This window comes from Metabacillus sp. KH_069, assembly GCF_057838075.1.
Genome location: NZ_CM174460.1, coordinates 184,699 through 201,052, shown reverse-complemented (window position 1 = coordinate 201,052; position 16,354 = coordinate 184,699). Strand labels below are relative to the sequence as shown.

The following is a 16,354-nucleotide window of genomic DNA, read 5'->3' as shown; positions in this document are numbered from 1 at the left end:
TTACTTTAGAGCTTATGATATTTCTCTTCAACAAGGCCGATCAGCGGATGATTTTCAGGAAGCTGTGAAACCTCCTGCAATGCACCCGAAATGCCCTTATCCTGAATCAGCTGCTGAATTTCAACCGCTTCTTCATCTTTGTCAAAGTCATATTTGAGACCTGCTGCAATTCCAGCTGCAAGATCATCAGGTGTGATTCCTTTTTCAAGCAGCCTTCTTGCAGGTGCTACAAGACGGTCATCAAAGCCTAACTTGCGTTTAGGTGATCGTCCGACTCGAGTGACTTCATCAGAAATGTGTTTATTTTCAAATCTGGCGATGATTTTTTTCACATAGTTCAAATGCTCTCCCTCGTCAAAGCCATACTCTTTTACAAGCAGCGTGCTTGTCTCACTCAGAGCACCTTCAACGAGACTTCGAACCTCTGCATCTTCAATGGCTTCCTTAACGGTAGCCAGTCCCTTTTGATACCCGGCATAAGCTGTGACAGCATGACCTGTATTTACAGTGAAAAGTTTGCGCTCAATATAAGGAATCAAATCATCAACGTAAGTGACTCCTTGAATGGAAGGCATATTTCCCTTAACCTTTGATTGCTCAATCACCCATTCAAAGAAAGGTTCAACTGATACACTCAGAAGATCCGCGTTTTCCTGAATAGGCACAATACGGTCAACGGCAGAATTAGGAAAGCCAATCCATTCTGAAACGGAATGCTGCTCTTCTTCATTTAGATATTTAAAGATTTCACTCTTCAAATGATCCGTACCGCCAATCATATTTTCACAGGCGATCACATTGGCTTCTGTCTTTTTCTCTTTGAGGCCAAGAGCGATTGTTTTTGCAACAAACTTCAGTATGTTTGGTCCCACTGCCGTTGTAATCAAGTCTGCTTCTGCAATCTTCGCAATGACTTCTTCTGCATTCTCATTGCTGTTGATTCCTTTTACGCCTGAAACAATAAAGGATTCATTTTCATCAGATGCTAATCTGACCTCATACTTTCCTTTTTCATTTAAAGCGTCAATAACTTCTTTATTGATATCAGCAAAATAAACTTCATACCCTGCTCCGCTAAGCAAAGCTCCAATAAATCCGCGGCCGATGTTTCCTGCTCCAAAATGTACGGCAATCATCTTAATTCCCCTCTTCAAATAAAGCGATCAGCTCTTGTTTTGAAGTTACTTCAAGCATTTTTTGAACATTTTCTTCTTCTGAGCACAGAATCGCAATTTGAGAAAGAAGCTCTAAATGCTCCCCGTCCTTGCCGGCAATTCCAAACAGAATTTTAGCATCTTCTCCAGTACCGAAGTCTACGCCTTCAGGAACTTGAACAATGGAGATTCCAGAGTAATTGACTTCTTTTTTAGCATCTTCCGTGCCATGCGGAATCGCAACGCCATTTCCCATATAAGTTGTTGATAACTCTTCACGCTGAAGCATTTTCTCTACATAGTCTTCATTTACATATCCGTTCTCAACCAATAATTTTCCAGTTAAACGAATTGCCTCTTCTTTTGATCCAATTGTTTGATTTAGGAGGATATTTGCCTCATCCAGTATTTTTTTCATTGTCGCACTCTCCTATTTTATGAATTTTTGTGCAAGCCATTTGTGAAAGGTTTCATTTAATACGCCTGTCATTTTTGTTCCATTGCCTGATTGAAAAAGCTGAAGATTTTCTTCTGTTTCGATCAATGTCGCACTGATCAGGCTTAAAACCTCAAGCCCTGTATGAGAAAAATCATCTGGCGCAAGCAGCAGCGCAAGGGTCTTCATGTCAATTTCTCCGTTATCCATGCCAGGTACTTTATAAGGATTTTCAAGGTTAAAAATAACGAAAACCGGCTTAACATTGCAGGCACTCCGGCAATGATAAAGTGCCACTGAAGAGTCAGGAATACCAAGTCCCCCAAGCTCCTCTCTCTTTAAAAGCTCGGCTGTCAGTGTTTCCGAATCTGTAATGAGACCCTGTTCCTTCAATACCTCTGCTGCTGAAAATAAAACGTCCCGGTGGCTGCCATGATTCGAGAAATGGTAGACTCTGAAATGCCTTAGAATCTCTTTAACGGTTTTAGCTGCTTCATCAAAGACTTCAATTTTTTCAATCAGATTGACGTCGCCTAAAGCCTCCGCATAGCTTGGATGTCTGGTCATCTTTTTAGATTTGGGCGTACTTTTTAATCGTTCGCGGATTTTTTCAGCTTCATGATCCGGGAGCAGCGGTCCCACCTGTATATAATCAGAAGAATCCAGCGGCAAACTGACGGTTGAAATGATTAAATCAAAGTCTTCCAGATTCAGTTTTTTTAATCCAATCAGCGATGATAAAGCTGTTTCCGTAATTTCAGGTATTTCTTTGTGTATCCTTGTTGCAAGCATCTTGGAGGAGCCAATTCCGCTTGAACAGACGATTAATGCTTTATATGAAAAGACCTGTCTTCTTTCCTCAAGGCTTGAACCAAAGTGCAGAACCACAAAAGCCGTTTCATCATCTGGAAAGACAAGCGAAGGAAAAACGAGCTCCAGTCCTTTTTTTACAGCCTCATAGAGCTTCGGGTAGTTTTCTTTTGTCTCTTTGGCAAACGGATTATGTGTGTAGATCCCGTCTTTCATCCGGTAATAAGCCGGTTCGAGATGTGAAATCAGTCCATTGTAAAGAGATTGATTGTTTCTAAGCGGAGCGCCGAGTTCATCCGCAACGTATTCGATCAGCTGCTTCACATGCAGGGAGATTAAAGAGTTCCTTTGTTCAAAGTTGAAATCTTCATTCTGCCTTCTCGCTCTTCGAAGATGTACGGCAATCTGCGTGATTTCCTCTTCTGGAATAGAGACGCCGAACTCTTTCGTTACTTGCTCCCCGATCCGTGCTGCCATTTGAAATTCATCAGATTGAAGCACATCCTGCACATCACTTTTTACGATGGACACTGGTTCTTGCTGCGTCAGCCTTTTTACTGCAACACTTAAATGAATCAATAGGGAAAAATAAGCGTTATCCGCCATTTCATATGGCATCATTTCGATGACCGGCTTCAATGCATCATCTGCCTTATTAAGATCACAGCTGTTTAAAAAGCCTAAATACGTTTGGCTTTCAGGCTCCCTTAAAGGATCCTTCTCAATAATCTGAATGAACTCCTGCTCATCAATCGTCTCAAGCAACAGCGCTTCAAGCAATCTTCTTTTTGCTGTTTCTTCCCCTGTAAGCTGAACCCCGAATCCTCTTTTTCTTACTAATTCAAGCTGATAAGGTTTGATCTTTTCCTCTACCCGATCTAAATCATGGCTGATGGTTGCTGCAGAAACAAGCAGCTTTGACGCAAGCGCATAGAGCTTCATTTGCTCCTTGGATTGAATCAATTCGCTTATCAGCAAATACACCCGCTCATCTTGAAGATAGTCATAGGAAGACTGCGAGGACAAGTCACTCCGCAGCCGGTCTATATCTTCCTTTAGACCAGTCAGCTTCACCCCTTGCCCTGCCTTCTTCTCGATCACAATCCGGTAATTCGAAAGCGTATCTTCAAGCTTTTTCATTTCTCGGTGAATGGTTCTTGAACTCACCCCGACATCATCAGCAATCTTGTGAACCGTCATGAAGTCCGGATGGTCAAAAAGCTGCTTTAAAATATCCCGTTCTCTGGCCGTAATATACACATTTATCACCATCCCTGCTTATCTAAGCAAACGGATTACTTCTTTAATCGCTGAACCAGTTCATCATATTTAGGGCTGTTTAAAAAGTTATCAACTGAAAGGTGTTCAGCTTGAGGAACTTTAGCCTTTGCACGGTCCGTTAAGTCTTTATGCGTAATAATAATATCCGCATCACTTGGCAAATTATTTATCGCCGAGTTTGTCACATGAATATCAAGCTCTGCTTTTTTGAACTTATTTTTCAATACAGATGCGCCCATTGCACTTGATCCCATCCCTGCATCACATGCGAAGATGACCTTCTCAACATTTTTACCAGGTGTTTGTACGATTTGGGATGCAGCTGTCTCCGGCTGCTTAGCTTCCTTCAGATCTCCAACCAGTTTTTCATAAACCGGACTGTTTAAGAAATTGTCTACAGAAAGGTGAATCGCATTAGGCAATTTTTCTTTTGCACGGCTTGTTAAATCCTTATGGGTAATGACCACATCTGCATCATTTGGCAGCTGGGCAATTGCTGTATTTGTCACATCAACATCAAGCTCTGCTTTTTTCATTTTATTTTTCAGAACAGAGGCACCCATTGCACTTGAACCCATGCCTGCATCACATGCGAAGACAACTTTTTGCACATTTTGATAATGGTTTGCTGCAGATGGTTTCTTTTCGACAACCAGTGAGTCTGCAACACTGCTTTTCTTGCCTTTCATTTGCTGCATTTTCTCTGTTGCTGCTTCAATGCTCTCGTCATCAGATGATTTTGATGATTTTAATATGACACTTGCTACTAAGAATGAAATCGCTGTAGCAACCACTACCCCTAAAATCACACCTACAAAGTTCCCTCTTGGTGTCATTGCCAATAGAGCGAAGATGCTTCCTGGAGAAGGAGTGGCAACAAGTCCTGCATCAAACAGCATGAACGTCATGACACCGCTTGCTCCTCCGGCAATAGCCGCTAAGATTAACAATGGCTTCATCAAAATGTAAGGGAAGTAGATTTCGTGAATTCCCCCAAAGAAATGGATGATCGCTGCACCAGGTGAAGACTGTTTCGCATTGCCTTTTCCAAAAACCATATAGGCAAGCAAAATGCCAAGTCCTGGTCCAGGGTTGGATTCAATCAGGAATAAGATTGATTTGCCTGCTTTGGATGCCTGCTCAATGCCAATCGGGCTGAAAATACCGTGGTTGATGGCGTTGTTTAAAAACAATACCTTTGCCGGCTCTACAAAAACACTTGCTAGCGGCAGGAGACCTGCTGAAACGATTGCTTCTACTCCGCCGATAAGAATATTCGTTAATCCTGAAACCAGCGGTCCAATGGCTTTAAAAGCCACAATTGTTAACAGACCCGCTAAAATCCCTGCTGAAAAATTATTGTAAAGCATTTCAAAACCAGATTTGACTTTATCCTTGAACATCTGGTCCACTTTCTTAATTAAATACCCGCCAAGAGGACCCATAATCATGGCTCCCAAGAACATAGGGATTTCTGAACCTACGATTACCCCCATCGTTGCCGTTGCACCAACGACACCCCCGCGCAAATCATAAACCATGCGACCGCCGGTAAATCCGATCAGCAATGGCAGGAGATAAGTGATCATCGGTCCTACAAGCTCTGCCAATTCCTTATTCGGCCACCAGCCTGTTGGAATAAATAGAGCTGTGATCAGCCCCCAAGCGATAAATGCTGCAATGTTCGGCATGATCATTCCGCTTAAGTGACTTCCAAAGCGCTGAATGCGTACCTTTATATCTGAATTGTTTTGGTTTGACATATCGTTAACCTCCCCGCTGAATTGAAAGCGTTTAAACTTTATATCTCTATCTTACGGTTCATCGCTTCTCCCTACAATTTAAAGAAAACCCAACTTTGTCATATGCACTGTTGCCAACAATAAAATGATTGGTACAAACGCTTACTGACTAGTAAACTATAAGAAAACAATTCTGGAGGTGCCCATGAACATCCGACTCCTGAACAGACATGATGCAAACCTTTACCGGAAGATTCGTCTGGAAGGTTTAAAAAACAATCCTGAAGCATTTGGATCAAGCTACGAGGAAGAACATCTTTATCCGATTGATCTTTTTAAATCGAGACTTGAATCAGATACAGCCTTTACATTTGGCGCTTTTGAAAATGACGAACTTGCCGGTGTCGTCTCATTAGTAAAAGAAACGAAGGTCAAGCTTAAGCATAAAGCTTCCATTTTCGCGATGTATGTCTCTCCTCCTTATCGCGGAAGCGGCATCGGAAAAAAGCTGATGTCTGAAGTAGTAATAAAAGCACAGGCGCTTGAGGATACAGAGCAGATTCAGTTATCTGTAGTAAGCACAAACCAGTCAGCCAGGCAGCTGTACACTTCATTTGGCTTCACTGTTTATGGGCATGAAAAAAGAGCGCTGAAAGCTGATGGCATTTATTATGATGAGGATCACATGGTTTTATTTTTATGAGCGGGCTTGTTTTCTGTTTATCCGTCTAAATCAAGCTATCCGCCAACACAAAAACGGACCAGTATTTGGTCCGTTTTTGTGTTGGCCGTTCAATTGAAATGCTTATAGAGCAGCTGAACGGTGCTCCGTTTAATGTTCCGTCTTCTGCAAGTGAAGTGATAAATGCAATCGGTCTTGGAATAATGCTTCCTGTTCATTTTCCCTCTCTGTATTAAGCTGGATCAATGCTCAGCACTGCCATACCCCCTACCGTTCTCTAATTGTAAATGGAGCAAGTACCTTTTCAATTTTATCTCTTTGCGCCTCATACCATTCCGGCAGCATCAGCTTTTCTCCAAGCGTCTCTTCATCATGAGCAAAGCCCGGAGGATCTGTCGCAATTTCAAACAGGATTTCACCGTGTTCTCTGAAATAGATCGCATTAAAATATTGACGGTCCTGTACAGGAGTGACTTGATATCCGCCGTTCGCTACATGCTTTTGCCACTTAAGCTGATCCTCATCATTTTCTGCACGGAACGCAATATGATGCACCGTTCCGACTCCCATTTGCCCGCGGCCGATTGGGCTCATTTTTAAATCAATCACATTTCCAATATCACCTTTTGATCGAAAACGGGTAAAATCTCCTTCCTGCCCGATTTTTTCAAATCCCATGATGCTCTCCAGCAGTTCCGCCGTTTTCTCAGGCTGGGCAGATAAGAGAGTTGCTCCGCCAAATCCTTTTATCGCAACATCAGATGTGACGCCGCCAAACTCCCACGTGTTTGGTTCTCCCTCTTCCCGCTCAACAATTTCAAGGTGCAGACCATGCGGATCATCGAACAGCAGATACTGCTCACCGAACCGTTCCATTTTTGAAAATGATACATTCATCTTTTCAAGTCTTGCTTCCCAAAAATTCAATGCACCTTCTGGAACAACATATGAAGTGACTCCAACCTGACCGTCACCGATTTTCCCCTGATAAGCATCAGGCCAAGGGAAAAACGTAATAATCGTTCCAGGTTTACCCGCTTCATCTCCAAAATAAAGATGATACGTGCCGGGATCATCAAAATTGATTGTTTGCTTTACCAGTCTCAAGCCAAGAATTCCTGCATAAAAGTCCGCATTTTCCTGGGGATGACCAACGATTGCCGTAATATGGTGAATGCCTGCTGTTTTCTTAGTCATTGAAAATCTCTCCTTTTTAAATTGTATCTTCTCACAAATCATCTATATAAAACCTTTGCTAATAATTATCTCGAATTCAAGATAATTTTAATTCATTTGATTACACATGTCAACGAATTGCCCATTTTCCAAATTTTGTTGTTATTTTATTAACAATACTGTACGTCGCACACTATTATAATATTGGAGGTGTCATATGAATGAATTACTGAACTCGTTAACCACTGAACTAAGAAGAGGAACCCTTACAATCGCTGTCCTCAGCAAGCTTCAATCACCTCAATACGGATATTCTCTCGTCCAGCTTCTTGAAAAAAACAACATTATAATCGATCAAAGCACTCTCTACCCCTTACTCCGCAGACTGGAAAAACAAGAACTCCTTATAAGTGAATGGGAACTGACAGAGACTCGGCCAAGAAAGTATTACAAACTGAGCGATTTTGGAAGAGAGGTGTACGAACAGCTAAAGGAGGAATGGCTAAGAACTTCTGCTCAAATGAAAAAGCTTTTAGAGGAGGAATGATTCAGTGAATCTGATTCATCTATATATTAATGAGGTTACAAGAAGGCTTCCCGCTAAATCTCAAGAGGATATTGCCCTTGAGCTGCGCTCAAATATTGAAGATATGCTGCCGGAGGACTATTCCGAAGAAGATGTAAAAAAGGTACTGACTAAACTTGGAAATCCCTCTGACATGGCACAAAAATACTCAGATAAACCAAATTATTTAATCGGCCCTGTTTTGTATAGTTCTTATCTGTACGTCATGAAAATCTCCCTTGTTGCTGCATTGTGCATCACCTTTTTATCCAGATTTATTGATGGCATCATCCAGCATCAGAGTGAAGTATCCATTTTTTCTCTCATGCTGACTATTTTCCTGGACATTCTTATCGGGTCCCTTCTGGTAAGCTTTCAAGTGTTTACATGGGTAACTCTGACCTACGCCTTTATGGAACGCGCTGTAACTATACGTGATCATGTAAAAAACAATAAATGGACACCTGACAATTTACTAAGTTTGACCCATATTCCTAAAAGAACCATTCCAAGGTGTGAACCCATTTTCGAATTATTTTCTACGGTACTGTGGGCTTCTATATTTCTGAATGCATCGAATCTGCTTGGCTGGTATACAAAGGAGGGAACAGGTCTTGAAGACCTTAAACTTGCAGCCCCTCTATTTCAGGCAGATATTCTTAAAATGTATCTCCCCGGCATTGCTGTCATTTTTGCAATAGAAATGTGTATAGCGATTTACAAGCTTTATTCAGGCAGATGGAACAAAGGGCTCTCTTGGCTCAATACTCTCAGCAATCTCCTTTTCTGCAGCTTTTACTGCATCATGCTCCTGAATCCAGAGCTTTTCAATCAAGATTTTATCAGCCTGTCGATGGGATCAATTGGCGTACAGCCTGATAATTACGATGAGGTTTGGGCTAAATGGATCTGGGCTTCAGCTGCCATCGTCATTCTCTTTTCAATAGTGGATGTGGCAAAAGGGTTCAGAAACAGCCGAAAGAATATTCTTTAACAAGCAAAAGGTGTTTACCCTGTGGTAAACACCTTTTTCCTCTTATTTAAACAATCGCCTCAAGTGTCACGTCAATATTCCCTCTTGTTGCTTTTGAATAAGGGCAGAATTCGTGAGCCTTGTGAACAAGGTCTTCTAATTGATCTTTTTCAATGCCTGTCCCTTTTACGTCCAGCTTTACGGCTAATTTGAAGCCGCCGTCAGCCTCATCTTTTAGAAAGCTTACATTAGCGGTTACCTCAGATTCAAATTTCACTTTTTCATTTCTGGCCATAAGCTGCAGGGCCCCATCAAAACATGCGGCGTAACCAGCTGCAAACAGCTGCTCCGGATTTGTAGCTTGAGGCATTTTTTCCGCTCGCGGCGAACCCGGCATAGCAATATCCATATTGATGACGTCATTTGATGAGTGTACTTTCCCTTCTCTTCCGCCTACTGCTGTAACAGATGTAGTAAACAATGCTTCTGACATAGTCCATACTCCCTTTCATATGTAAATTTTTCTTGCTCTATTTTATTTACCCTGTTTTCATCTTAATATGCGTCTGAATGGGTTTATGAACTAAAAAAGGCACTCCTTCTTCATGAAGAAATGCCTGTGCATCAGCTTTTTTGCTCTCTTTGCTCATACATGTTGCTGCGTATCTTCATCCATTCGAACAGATGAGTCACAATCACTTTTAATACCGCATAGCCCGGCACGGCAAGAATAATGCCTACTACTCCGAATAAATTTCCTGCAGTCAGAATAACGAAAATGATGGTAATCGGGTGAATATGCAGATTCCGTCCCATGATTTGAGGAGAAATAAACTTACCTTCTACTAATTGGACAATTGTCCATACTATAATCAATTTGAGCACCATAAACGGTGATGTAACAAGCGCAATGATGAATGCAGGCGTGATTGCAATAGCCGGTCCTAAGTATGGAACAACGCTTGTAAAAGCTGCAATTAGAGCAAGAAGCGAGGCATACTCCAGCCCAATAATCAGAAACCCTATGTACATCAGGGCACCTATGCAAAAACTCACAATGATCTGTCCTCTAATATAAGAACTGATTTGATTATTCATTTCATGCATGACTTTATAGGTTGAGCCACGGAATGTAACCGGCATGAACTTAAGAACATACGGTCCAAGCTTTTTGCCGTCTTTTAAAAGATAAAACAAAATGAATGGCAGCGTGACGAGCGCAAGAATAAAATCCTTTACGATTCCAACGATATTCCCGATGCCGGCAAACATATTATCTATAATGGTTGAGGCCTGATCAGAAATTTGCTTGGATAGATCTGCAACGTTGATGTTCAGTGTCTTCTGCGCCTGATTTACAAAATCACTTCCGACAACATCTCTGACCAGCTGCTCAACATCGCTTGTATATTGCGGAAAACTTTTTATCAGACTCATTACCTGTTCCTTAAGAAACGGGATAACTGACACAATCAGAATGGTCAGCAATCCAATAATCACAAGAAAAAGGACCAGGATTGTATAGATTCTTCTAATGCCTTTTCTTTCAAAAAAATCGACAACCGGATTTAATAGATAATAAACGATGGCCGCAAGAATAATCGGCAGCAGAATCGTTTTAATTAATACCTCAATCGGCGTGAAAATAAAAGATACTTTCATAAAGACAAGAATGTTTAATCCAATCAGAAGCAAAATCAGAAGAAACAGAACAAATCTATTATTAAGGATAAACCTTTTAAACGTCCCTACTCTGGGATTTACCGGTTTCATGAGTGTCCTCCTTTTCTCTCTATGCACTCAGATAGAAACACTATCTAAGCTTATTATAGAGGCTTTTTTTGAAAAATGAAAATAGGACCAGCGGTTGATTCCATAAAACCGATCTATTACTGATTTTGAGGACTTATTGGGCTTCTTTGCTCCGTAATATCTGATCGTTCACTCAACATCTTTACAGCGGAAGGGTCTTTGGGTGCTGCAAACTCTATTTTGTCGCACTTCCCTGCAGTGGGTCAGCCTTCTTGCTGCTGCTAACTCTATTTTGTCCCACTTCTCTGCAGCGGGTCAGCCTTCTTGCTGCTGCTAACTCTATTTTGTCCCACTTCTCTGCAGCGGGTCAGCCTTCTTGCTGCTGCTAACTCTATTTTGTCGCACTTCCCTGCAGTGGGTCAGCCTTCTTGCTGCTGCTAACTCTATTTGTCGCACTTCTCTGCAGCGGGTCAGCCTTCTTGGTGCTGCTAACTCTATTTTGTCGCACCTCTCTGCAGCGGGTCAGCCTTCTTGCTGCTGCTAACTCCAAACTCCATATCGACGCTCAATTTTGATCACCAAAACAGCCCAAAATTATTCTCAAAGCTCTTTTTAAAAGACAGCAAAAAGGACAATCCAGTCCGGATTGTCCCTGATCCTCCTTCTTATTATTTGCTGATAAACATTTGCGTCCAGTAATGGCCGTAAGATCCGCCTTTAGCGTAGCCTACGCCAATTTCTTTGAAATTAGAAGACAGAATGTTCTTGCGGTGTCCTTCGCTGTTCATCCAGGCTGTTACAACGCTTTGTGCAGTTGTTTGGCCGGCTGCGATATTTTCTCCGGCATAGCTGTACTGAATGCCGAAGCTCTTCATCATATCAAATGGAGAACCGTATGTAGGCGATGTGTGACTAAAGTAGTTCTTGTCACGCATATCTTCTGATTTGTATCTTGCAACACGGGCAACTTCCCAATTAGCGGTAAGCGGCTTTAAGCCGTATTTCGCACGCTCTTTATTGACAAGCGTGACCACTTCACTTTCCATGCTTTGATAAGCGCTTCCAGAAGGGATGTTAAGAGATTGGCCTGGATAGATCATATTAGCATTCTTAACATTCGGATTGGCTTTAATCAATTCAGGAACACCAACCTGATATTTCGATGCAATTTTCCACATCGTGTCACCGCTTTTAACGGTATATGTACTTGCAGCACTTGCTTGACTGCTGAATCCAAAGGCTAGAGCGACAACCAACAACATAACTGAAAAAGATTTTAATGTTTTCATAGTTTTATTTTATACGAATACTAGATTAGAAGAATAGCGGTAGTATTTACCGAAAAAAAGCGTTTGACTTTTTCTCCAATATAGAACTGTCCGTTTTTTGAAAAGGCTTTCTAAAAAGAAATTGATAAATCACTATTCTTCGTTTTTTTCTGCAAAAATCTTTGACATTCATATACAAATGATGTAAAGTACCAAATGGACGAACAATTAAATTAGTATTTAACAATAACATTCGTATTTAGGGGTGTATTTTAGATGGAAAACGTATTTGATTATGAAGATATTCAGTTAATACCTGCAAAATGTGTAGTAAACAGCCGTTCAGAGTGTGACACAACGATTGCTTTAGGAAAACATACATTCAAGCTGCCAGTTGTACCTGCCAATATGCAGACGATTATAGATGAAAGAATTGCTGTGAACTTAGCGGAGAATGGTTATTTCTATATCATGCACCGTTTCCAGCCGGAGAAAAGAAGCTCATTTATTCAAGATATGAAATCTCGGGGCTTAATCGCTTCAATCAGTGTTGGTGTAAAAGAAGAAGAGTATGGCTTTATTGAGGAATTAGCTGCTGAAAACCTAGTGCCGGACTATATTACGATCGACATTGCCCACGGCCACTCAAATGCGGTTATTGAAATGATCAAGCACATCAAGAAACATCTTCCTGAAAGCTTTGTCATTGCTGGAAACGTCGGCACTCCAGAAGCCGTAAGAGAGCTTGAGCATGCCGGTGCAGATGCAACAAAAGTAGGCATTGGACCTGGTAAAGTATGCATCACGAAAATTAAAACCGGCTTTGGTACAGGCGGCTGGCAATTAGCTGCACTGCGCTGGTGTGCAAAAGCAGCAACGAAACCAATCATTGCTGACGGCGGCATCCGCACTAATGGAGATATTGCGAAATCTGTTCGATTCGGAGCATCAATGGTGATGATCGGTTCCCTGTTCGCAGGCCACGAGGAATCTCCTGGTGAAACAATTGAAATGGACGGAAAGCTTTACAAAGAATACTTCGGATCAGCATCCGAGTTCCAAAAAGGCGAAAAGAAAAACGTAGAAGGCAAAAAAATGTACGTGGAGCATAAAGGCGCTTTAAAAGATACACTGACTGAAATGGAGCAGGATCTTCAATCATCCATCTCTTATGCAGGCGGAAACAAACTCGATGCTATCCGTACAGTTGATTATGTGGTCGTTAAGAACTCGATTTTTAATGGGGATAAGGTTTATTAATAATAAAGGAGCAAGGCTTCGAAGCCTTGCTCCTTTTTCCGTTAGCCGGGTATCTCAGTTACAGGTTTTTCATGCGATTCCCTTTTACAAAGACAGCACGGAAAAGCTTTATTAAAATTCATGTGTGCAAAAAAGCAGCCGGCGTCATCTTTCCACTACGGCTGCTTTTTTCCTTCATTCTTTTATTGGGTGGAACTGACCTTTATGACTGACTCAATGATCTTGCCCCAGTCTTCCGTATGAATTTCATGCCCTGTTCCTTCAAGCGTCACCATTTCTGCATTTGGAATGGCTTTTGCAAGAGCCAGGCCATGTTCAAACGGCAGGGCCGGGTCATCTGTTCCATGAATGATAACAGACGATACGTCTATCTCTCCCATACGATCCAAGTAATCCTCACCGCCGCCAAGGAGAACATAATTGAAACGGCTTTGTATTTGTTTCGCGCGGCTGTACTCTCTTTCCGCCAGAAGATACATTCTTTCTTTTTCAAAAGACTTGGCACCAGAGAGTACCTTCCATCCTTCTGCGAGATAAGAGATGGATGATTCCCGGTTTGACCAGTCAATTGAAGCACTTTTTGCATGATAATCCAAAATGCGCTGATCCATCTGCGGAAGTTTCGCTTGTTCTGTTCCGAAGACACTTGATGCAATGATCGTCAGTGTCCGGACACGTTCCGGATTCTTTATAGCCATAATCTGGCCGATCATCCCGCCTAGCGACATGCCTGTGATATGAGCCTTTTCGATCGAGTAGGCATCCAGGATACCAATGGCATCATCTGCTAAATCTGTGATCGAATAATGGGATGTCCCTGGTTCGTAAACCGTTGATCTTCCTAGATCACGATGATCGTATCGGATGACGAATCTTCCCTCTTCAGCAAGAAGCTGACAAAATTCCTCATCCCACCAGTCAAGTGAGGACATAGCCCCCATAATTAAAAGTACCGCAGGGTCACCGGGGTTTCCAAAGCTTTCTGTATAAATTTCGACCTGGTTTATATTCAACAATTGTTCGTTCATGTATTAAATCCTCCGTTATTTTTATTTTCACATCGCGCTTTGTGAGGCGCAGATCAATAACCTCTCAACGGAGTTTTGGCCTGCACCTTGAATTATCTTTGTTTGATCCATTTGATAATCATGGCGTGACGGCCTCCTTTTCATCATTGATTTATGGGATTACCCACACATTAATTTTACGATATTTTCCTTAATTTTACATGAACCCTTAGTCGGAGGCATTTTACTATGCGAGATGGTTATCTATCCTCCTTCATACTCAGCTCCCCCGCTCTTAGGAAGGTTACAAAAAACCCCTATTCATTTCTGAACAGGGGGTTTTTACCTATTTATTCAACCGTAACACTCTTAGCAAGGTTACGCGGCTTATCAACGTCACAGCCTCTGTGAAGAGCTGCATAGTAAGCAATCAGCTGCAAAGGAATGACAGAAGCAAGTGGTGTCAGTTCCTCATGGATAGCAGGAAGAACGAAACGGTCATCTTCTTCTTCTAGACCTTTAAGCGAGATGATGCATGGGTTAGCTCCGCGTGCTGCTACTTCTTTCACGTTTCCGCGGATGCTTAAGTTTACGTGCTCTTGTGTTGCAAGCGCGATAACAGGCGTGCCGTTTTCAATCAGCGCGATTGTACCGTGCTTAAGCTCTCCTCCGGCAAATCCTTCTGCCTGGATGTAAGAGATTTCTTTCAGTTTAAGCGCACCTTCAAGTCCTACATAGTAGTCAACCGAACGGCCGATGAAGAAGCAGTTGCGTGTTGTTGAAAGGTATTCGCGGGCAATGTATTCCATTTCGTCTTTTTGATCGCAAAGGACTTCCATTGCATTGGCCACGATGCCAAGCTCTTTTACAAGGTCAAAGCTTAACTCAACGCCTCTTGCTTCAGCTGTTACAGCTGCAAGAATAGCAAGAACACCTAATTGTGCTGTATAAGCTTTTGTTGAAGCAACAGCAATTTCAGGACCAGCATGCAGCAATAACGTGTGGTTCGCTTCACGTGAAAGTGTTGAACCAGGTACGTTAGTGATGGTTAATGACTGGTAGCCAAGCTCTTTAATTTGTACAAGAACAGCCCGGCTGTCCGCAGTCTCACCGCTTTGTGAGATAAAGATGAATAACGGCTTTTCTGATAAAATCGGCATGTTGTATGAGAATTCACTTGCAACGTGAACTTCTACTGGTTTTTTAGCCCATCTTTCAATGAACTGCTTGCCGACAAGGCCTGCATGGTAGCTTGTTCCGCACGCTACAATATAGAGGCGGTCTGAAGCATTGATAGCATCAACAATTGCCGGGTCCATTGTCAGCTTGCCTTGGTCGTTTTGATATTTTTGGATGATTTTGCGCATAACAAGCGGCTGCTCATCCACTTCTTTTAACATGTAGTGAGGGTATGTTCCTTTTTCGATATCACTGGCATCTAATTCAGCTGTATAAGGAGCACGGTCAATTGTTTCACCTTGAAGGTTTTTGATTGTCACAGCTTCACGTTTCACAATGACGATTTCTTTATCCATTAATTCTACATATTGATCTGTTACCTGCAGCATCGCCATTGCATCAGATGCAACAACGTTGAAGCCTTCTCCAAGACCAACAAGCAATGGGCTTTTATTCTTTGCAACAAAAATCGTATCTGGATTTTGATTGTCTAAAAGCGCGATTGCATAAGAACCTTTTAAAATGGAAAGAGTCTGGCTGAACGCTTCTTCCACGTCCGCTCCCTTATTAACGAATTGTTCAATAACCTGAACAACTACTTCTGTATCTGTATCACTGACAAGCGCAACATCCTGAAGATATTCGCGTTTCAGGCTTGAATAGTTTTCAATAACACCATTATGCACAAGTGTAAAGCGGCTTGATGCACTTTGATGAGGATGTGAATTGCGTTTGCTTGGTGCACCATGAGTCGCCCAGCGAGTATGTCCAATCCCTGCTGTAGACATTACATTAGCATCCACTTCTTCACGAAGAATGGCAATGCGTCCTTTTTCTTTGAAAACGTGCACTCCGTCTTCATTGATGACGGCAATGCCCGCTGAGTCATATCCGCGGTATTCAAGCTTTTCAAGTCCACGCAATAAGATTTCTTTTGTATCCTGTTGTCCAATATATCCTACGATTCCGCACATAATTAAAGTATCCTCCCAAATAGGCGGGGGGACAGGTCAAGCCACGGGGACTGTCTTCTGTCCCCTCACACATGTCTATATTTTTTAGTTTGATT

At 42.0% G+C, this 16,354-nt stretch carries 14 protein-coding genes and 1 pseudogene; 4 read left to right on the top strand and 11 right to left on the bottom strand.

Translation table 11 applies throughout. From position 1 onward, the window contains the following. Positions 1-5: 5 nt before the first annotated feature. Genes AC3ISE_RS01135 through AC3ISE_RS01120 form a run of 4 tightly spaced genes read right to left on the bottom strand, consistent with a single transcriptional unit; the run spans position 6 to position 5,444 of the window. Entirely contained in the window at positions 6-1,136 is a 1,131-nt protein-coding gene (locus tag AC3ISE_RS01135; protein ID WP_489222727.1) for a mannitol-1-phosphate 5-dehydrogenase, read from the bottom strand. A 1-nt stretch (position 1,137) separates the two neighbouring features. After that, positions 1,138-1,572, bottom strand: a complete 435-nt coding sequence (locus tag AC3ISE_RS01130) for a PTS mannitol transporter subunit IIA (RefSeq protein WP_489222726.1) — start codon at positions 1,570-1,572, stop codon at positions 1,138-1,140. A gap of 12 nt (positions 1,573-1,584) precedes the next feature. Next, positions 1,585-3,660: a BglG family transcription antiterminator gene (locus AC3ISE_RS01125; protein ID WP_489222725.1), complete on the bottom strand. Its 2,076-nt coding sequence runs from the start codon at positions 3,658-3,660 to the stop codon at positions 1,585-1,587. Between the two features lie 35 nt (positions 3,661-3,695). Then, on the bottom strand, positions 3,696-5,444 hold the full coding sequence (locus tag AC3ISE_RS01120; protein ID WP_489222724.1) for a PTS mannitol transporter subunit IIBC: 1,749 nt from the start codon (positions 5,442-5,444) through the stop codon (positions 3,696-3,698). Between the two features lie 184 nt (positions 5,445-5,628). Here AC3ISE_RS01120 and AC3ISE_RS01115 point away from each other — a divergent pair, with 184 nt between their 5' ends. Next, the gene (locus tag AC3ISE_RS01115) at positions 5,629-6,126 is read left to right on the top strand and encodes a GNAT family N-acetyltransferase (protein WP_489222723.1); all 498 of its coding nucleotides are present in this window, start codon (positions 5,629-5,631) and stop codon (positions 6,124-6,126) included. 70 nt (positions 6,127-6,196) lie between these two features. On the opposite strand, the pseudogene AC3ISE_RS01110 reads toward AC3ISE_RS01115, so the two are convergent. Beyond that, positions 6,197-6,319, bottom strand: a pseudogene (locus tag AC3ISE_RS01110) (flavin reductase family protein); the annotation flags it as partial. A 53-nt stretch (positions 6,320-6,372) separates the two neighbouring features. Next, complete coding sequence (locus AC3ISE_RS01105; RefSeq protein ID WP_489222722.1) at positions 6,373-7,302, bottom strand: ring-cleaving dioxygenase; 930 nt, start codon at positions 7,300-7,302, stop codon at positions 6,373-6,375. A gap of 196 nt (positions 7,303-7,498) precedes the next feature. Between AC3ISE_RS01105 and AC3ISE_RS01100 the strand changes: the two genes are divergently transcribed. Together AC3ISE_RS01100 and AC3ISE_RS01095 are read left to right on the top strand one after the other, a co-directional pair. Beyond that, a complete protein-coding gene (locus AC3ISE_RS01100; RefSeq protein WP_489222721.1) occupies positions 7,499-7,828 on the top strand; it encodes a PadR family transcriptional regulator in 330 nt (109 codons plus the stop codon). Between the two features lie 4 nt (positions 7,829-7,832). Continuing rightward, positions 7,833-8,840, top strand: a complete 1,008-nt coding sequence (locus AC3ISE_RS01095) for an HAAS signaling domain-containing protein (protein ID WP_489222720.1) — start codon at positions 7,833-7,835, stop codon at positions 8,838-8,840. Between the two features lie 46 nt (positions 8,841-8,886). On the opposite strand, the gene AC3ISE_RS01090 is transcribed toward AC3ISE_RS01095, so the two are convergent. The 3 genes from AC3ISE_RS01090 to safA all read right to left on the bottom strand — a co-directional run bounded on the left by AC3ISE_RS01090 (position 8,887) and on the right by safA (position 11,860). Next, positions 8,887-9,312: an organic hydroperoxide resistance protein gene (locus AC3ISE_RS01090; protein WP_489222719.1), complete on the bottom strand. Its 426-nt coding sequence runs from the start codon at positions 9,310-9,312 to the stop codon at positions 8,887-8,889. Between the two features lie 131 nt (positions 9,313-9,443). Then, the gene (locus AC3ISE_RS01085; protein ID WP_489222718.1) at positions 9,444-10,592 is read right to left on the bottom strand and encodes an AI-2E family transporter; all 1,149 of its coding nucleotides are present in this window, start codon (positions 10,590-10,592) and stop codon (positions 9,444-9,446) included. A gap of 647 nt (positions 10,593-11,239) precedes the next feature. After that, positions 11,240-11,860: a SafA/ExsA family spore coat assembly protein gene (gene safA / locus AC3ISE_RS01080; protein WP_083328334.1), complete on the bottom strand. Its 621-nt coding sequence runs from the start codon at positions 11,858-11,860 to the stop codon at positions 11,240-11,242. A gap of 255 nt (positions 11,861-12,115) precedes the next feature. Between safA and guaC the strand changes: the two genes are divergently transcribed. Continuing rightward, positions 12,116-13,099: a GMP reductase gene (gene guaC / locus AC3ISE_RS01075; protein WP_489222717.1), complete on the top strand. Its 984-nt coding sequence runs from the start codon at positions 12,116-12,118 to the stop codon at positions 13,097-13,099. A gap of 182 nt (positions 13,100-13,281) precedes the next feature. Here the strand turns inward: guaC and mle are convergent, their stop codons facing one another. Both mle and glmS read right to left on the bottom strand, forming a co-directional pair. After that, positions 13,282-14,127, bottom strand: a complete 846-nt coding sequence (gene mle / locus AC3ISE_RS01070) for an alpha/beta fold macrolide esterase (protein ID WP_489222716.1) — start codon at positions 14,125-14,127, stop codon at positions 13,282-13,284. A 329-nt stretch (positions 14,128-14,456) separates the two neighbouring features. Continuing rightward, entirely contained in the window at positions 14,457-16,259 is a 1,803-nt protein-coding gene (glmS, locus tag AC3ISE_RS01065; RefSeq protein WP_489222715.1) for a glutamine--fructose-6-phosphate transaminase (isomerizing), read from the bottom strand. Positions 16,260-16,354 lie beyond the last annotated feature (95 nt).

What these genes read in the sequence shown, in the direction of transcription:
- AC3ISE_RS01135 (WP_489222727.1), bottom strand. Translation starts at nt 1,136, where the DNA reads ATGATTGCCGTACATTTTGGAGCAGGAAACATCGGCCGCGGATTTATT.
- AC3ISE_RS01130 (WP_489222726.1), bottom strand. Translation starts at nt 1,572, where the DNA reads ATGAAAAAAATACTGGATGAGGCAAATATCCTCCTAAATCAAACAATT.
- AC3ISE_RS01120 (WP_489222724.1), bottom strand. Translation starts at nt 5,444, where the DNA reads ATGTCAAACCAAAACAATTCAGATATAAAGGTACGCATTCAGCGCTTT.
- AC3ISE_RS01115 (WP_489222723.1), top strand. Translation starts at nt 5,629, where the DNA reads ATGAACATCCGACTCCTGAACAGACATGATGCAAACCTTTACCGGAAG.
- AC3ISE_RS01105 (WP_489222722.1), bottom strand. Translation starts at nt 7,302, where the DNA reads ATGACTAAGAAAACAGCAGGCATTCACCATATTACGGCAATCGTTGGT.
- AC3ISE_RS01100 (WP_489222721.1), top strand. Translation starts at nt 7,499, where the DNA reads ATGAATGAATTACTGAACTCGTTAACCACTGAACTAAGAAGAGGAACC.
- AC3ISE_RS01090 (WP_489222719.1), bottom strand. Translation starts at nt 9,312, where the DNA reads ATGTCAGAAGCATTGTTTACTACATCTGTTACAGCAGTAGGCGGAAGA.
- AC3ISE_RS01085 (WP_489222718.1), bottom strand. Translation starts at nt 10,592, where the DNA reads ATGAAACCGGTAAATCCCAGAGTAGGGACGTTTAAAAGGTTTATCCTT.
- safA (WP_083328334.1), bottom strand. Translation starts at nt 11,860, where the DNA reads ATGAAAACATTAAAATCTTTTTCAGTTATGTTGTTGGTTGTCGCTCTA.
- guaC (WP_489222717.1), top strand. Translation starts at nt 12,116, where the DNA reads ATGGAAAACGTATTTGATTATGAAGATATTCAGTTAATACCTGCAAAA.
- mle (WP_489222716.1), bottom strand. Translation starts at nt 14,127, where the DNA reads ATGAACGAACAATTGTTGAATATAAACCAGGTCGAAATTTATACAGAA.
- glmS (WP_489222715.1), bottom strand. Translation starts at nt 16,259, where the DNA reads ATGTGCGGAATCGTAGGATATATTGGACAACAGGATACAAAAGAAATC.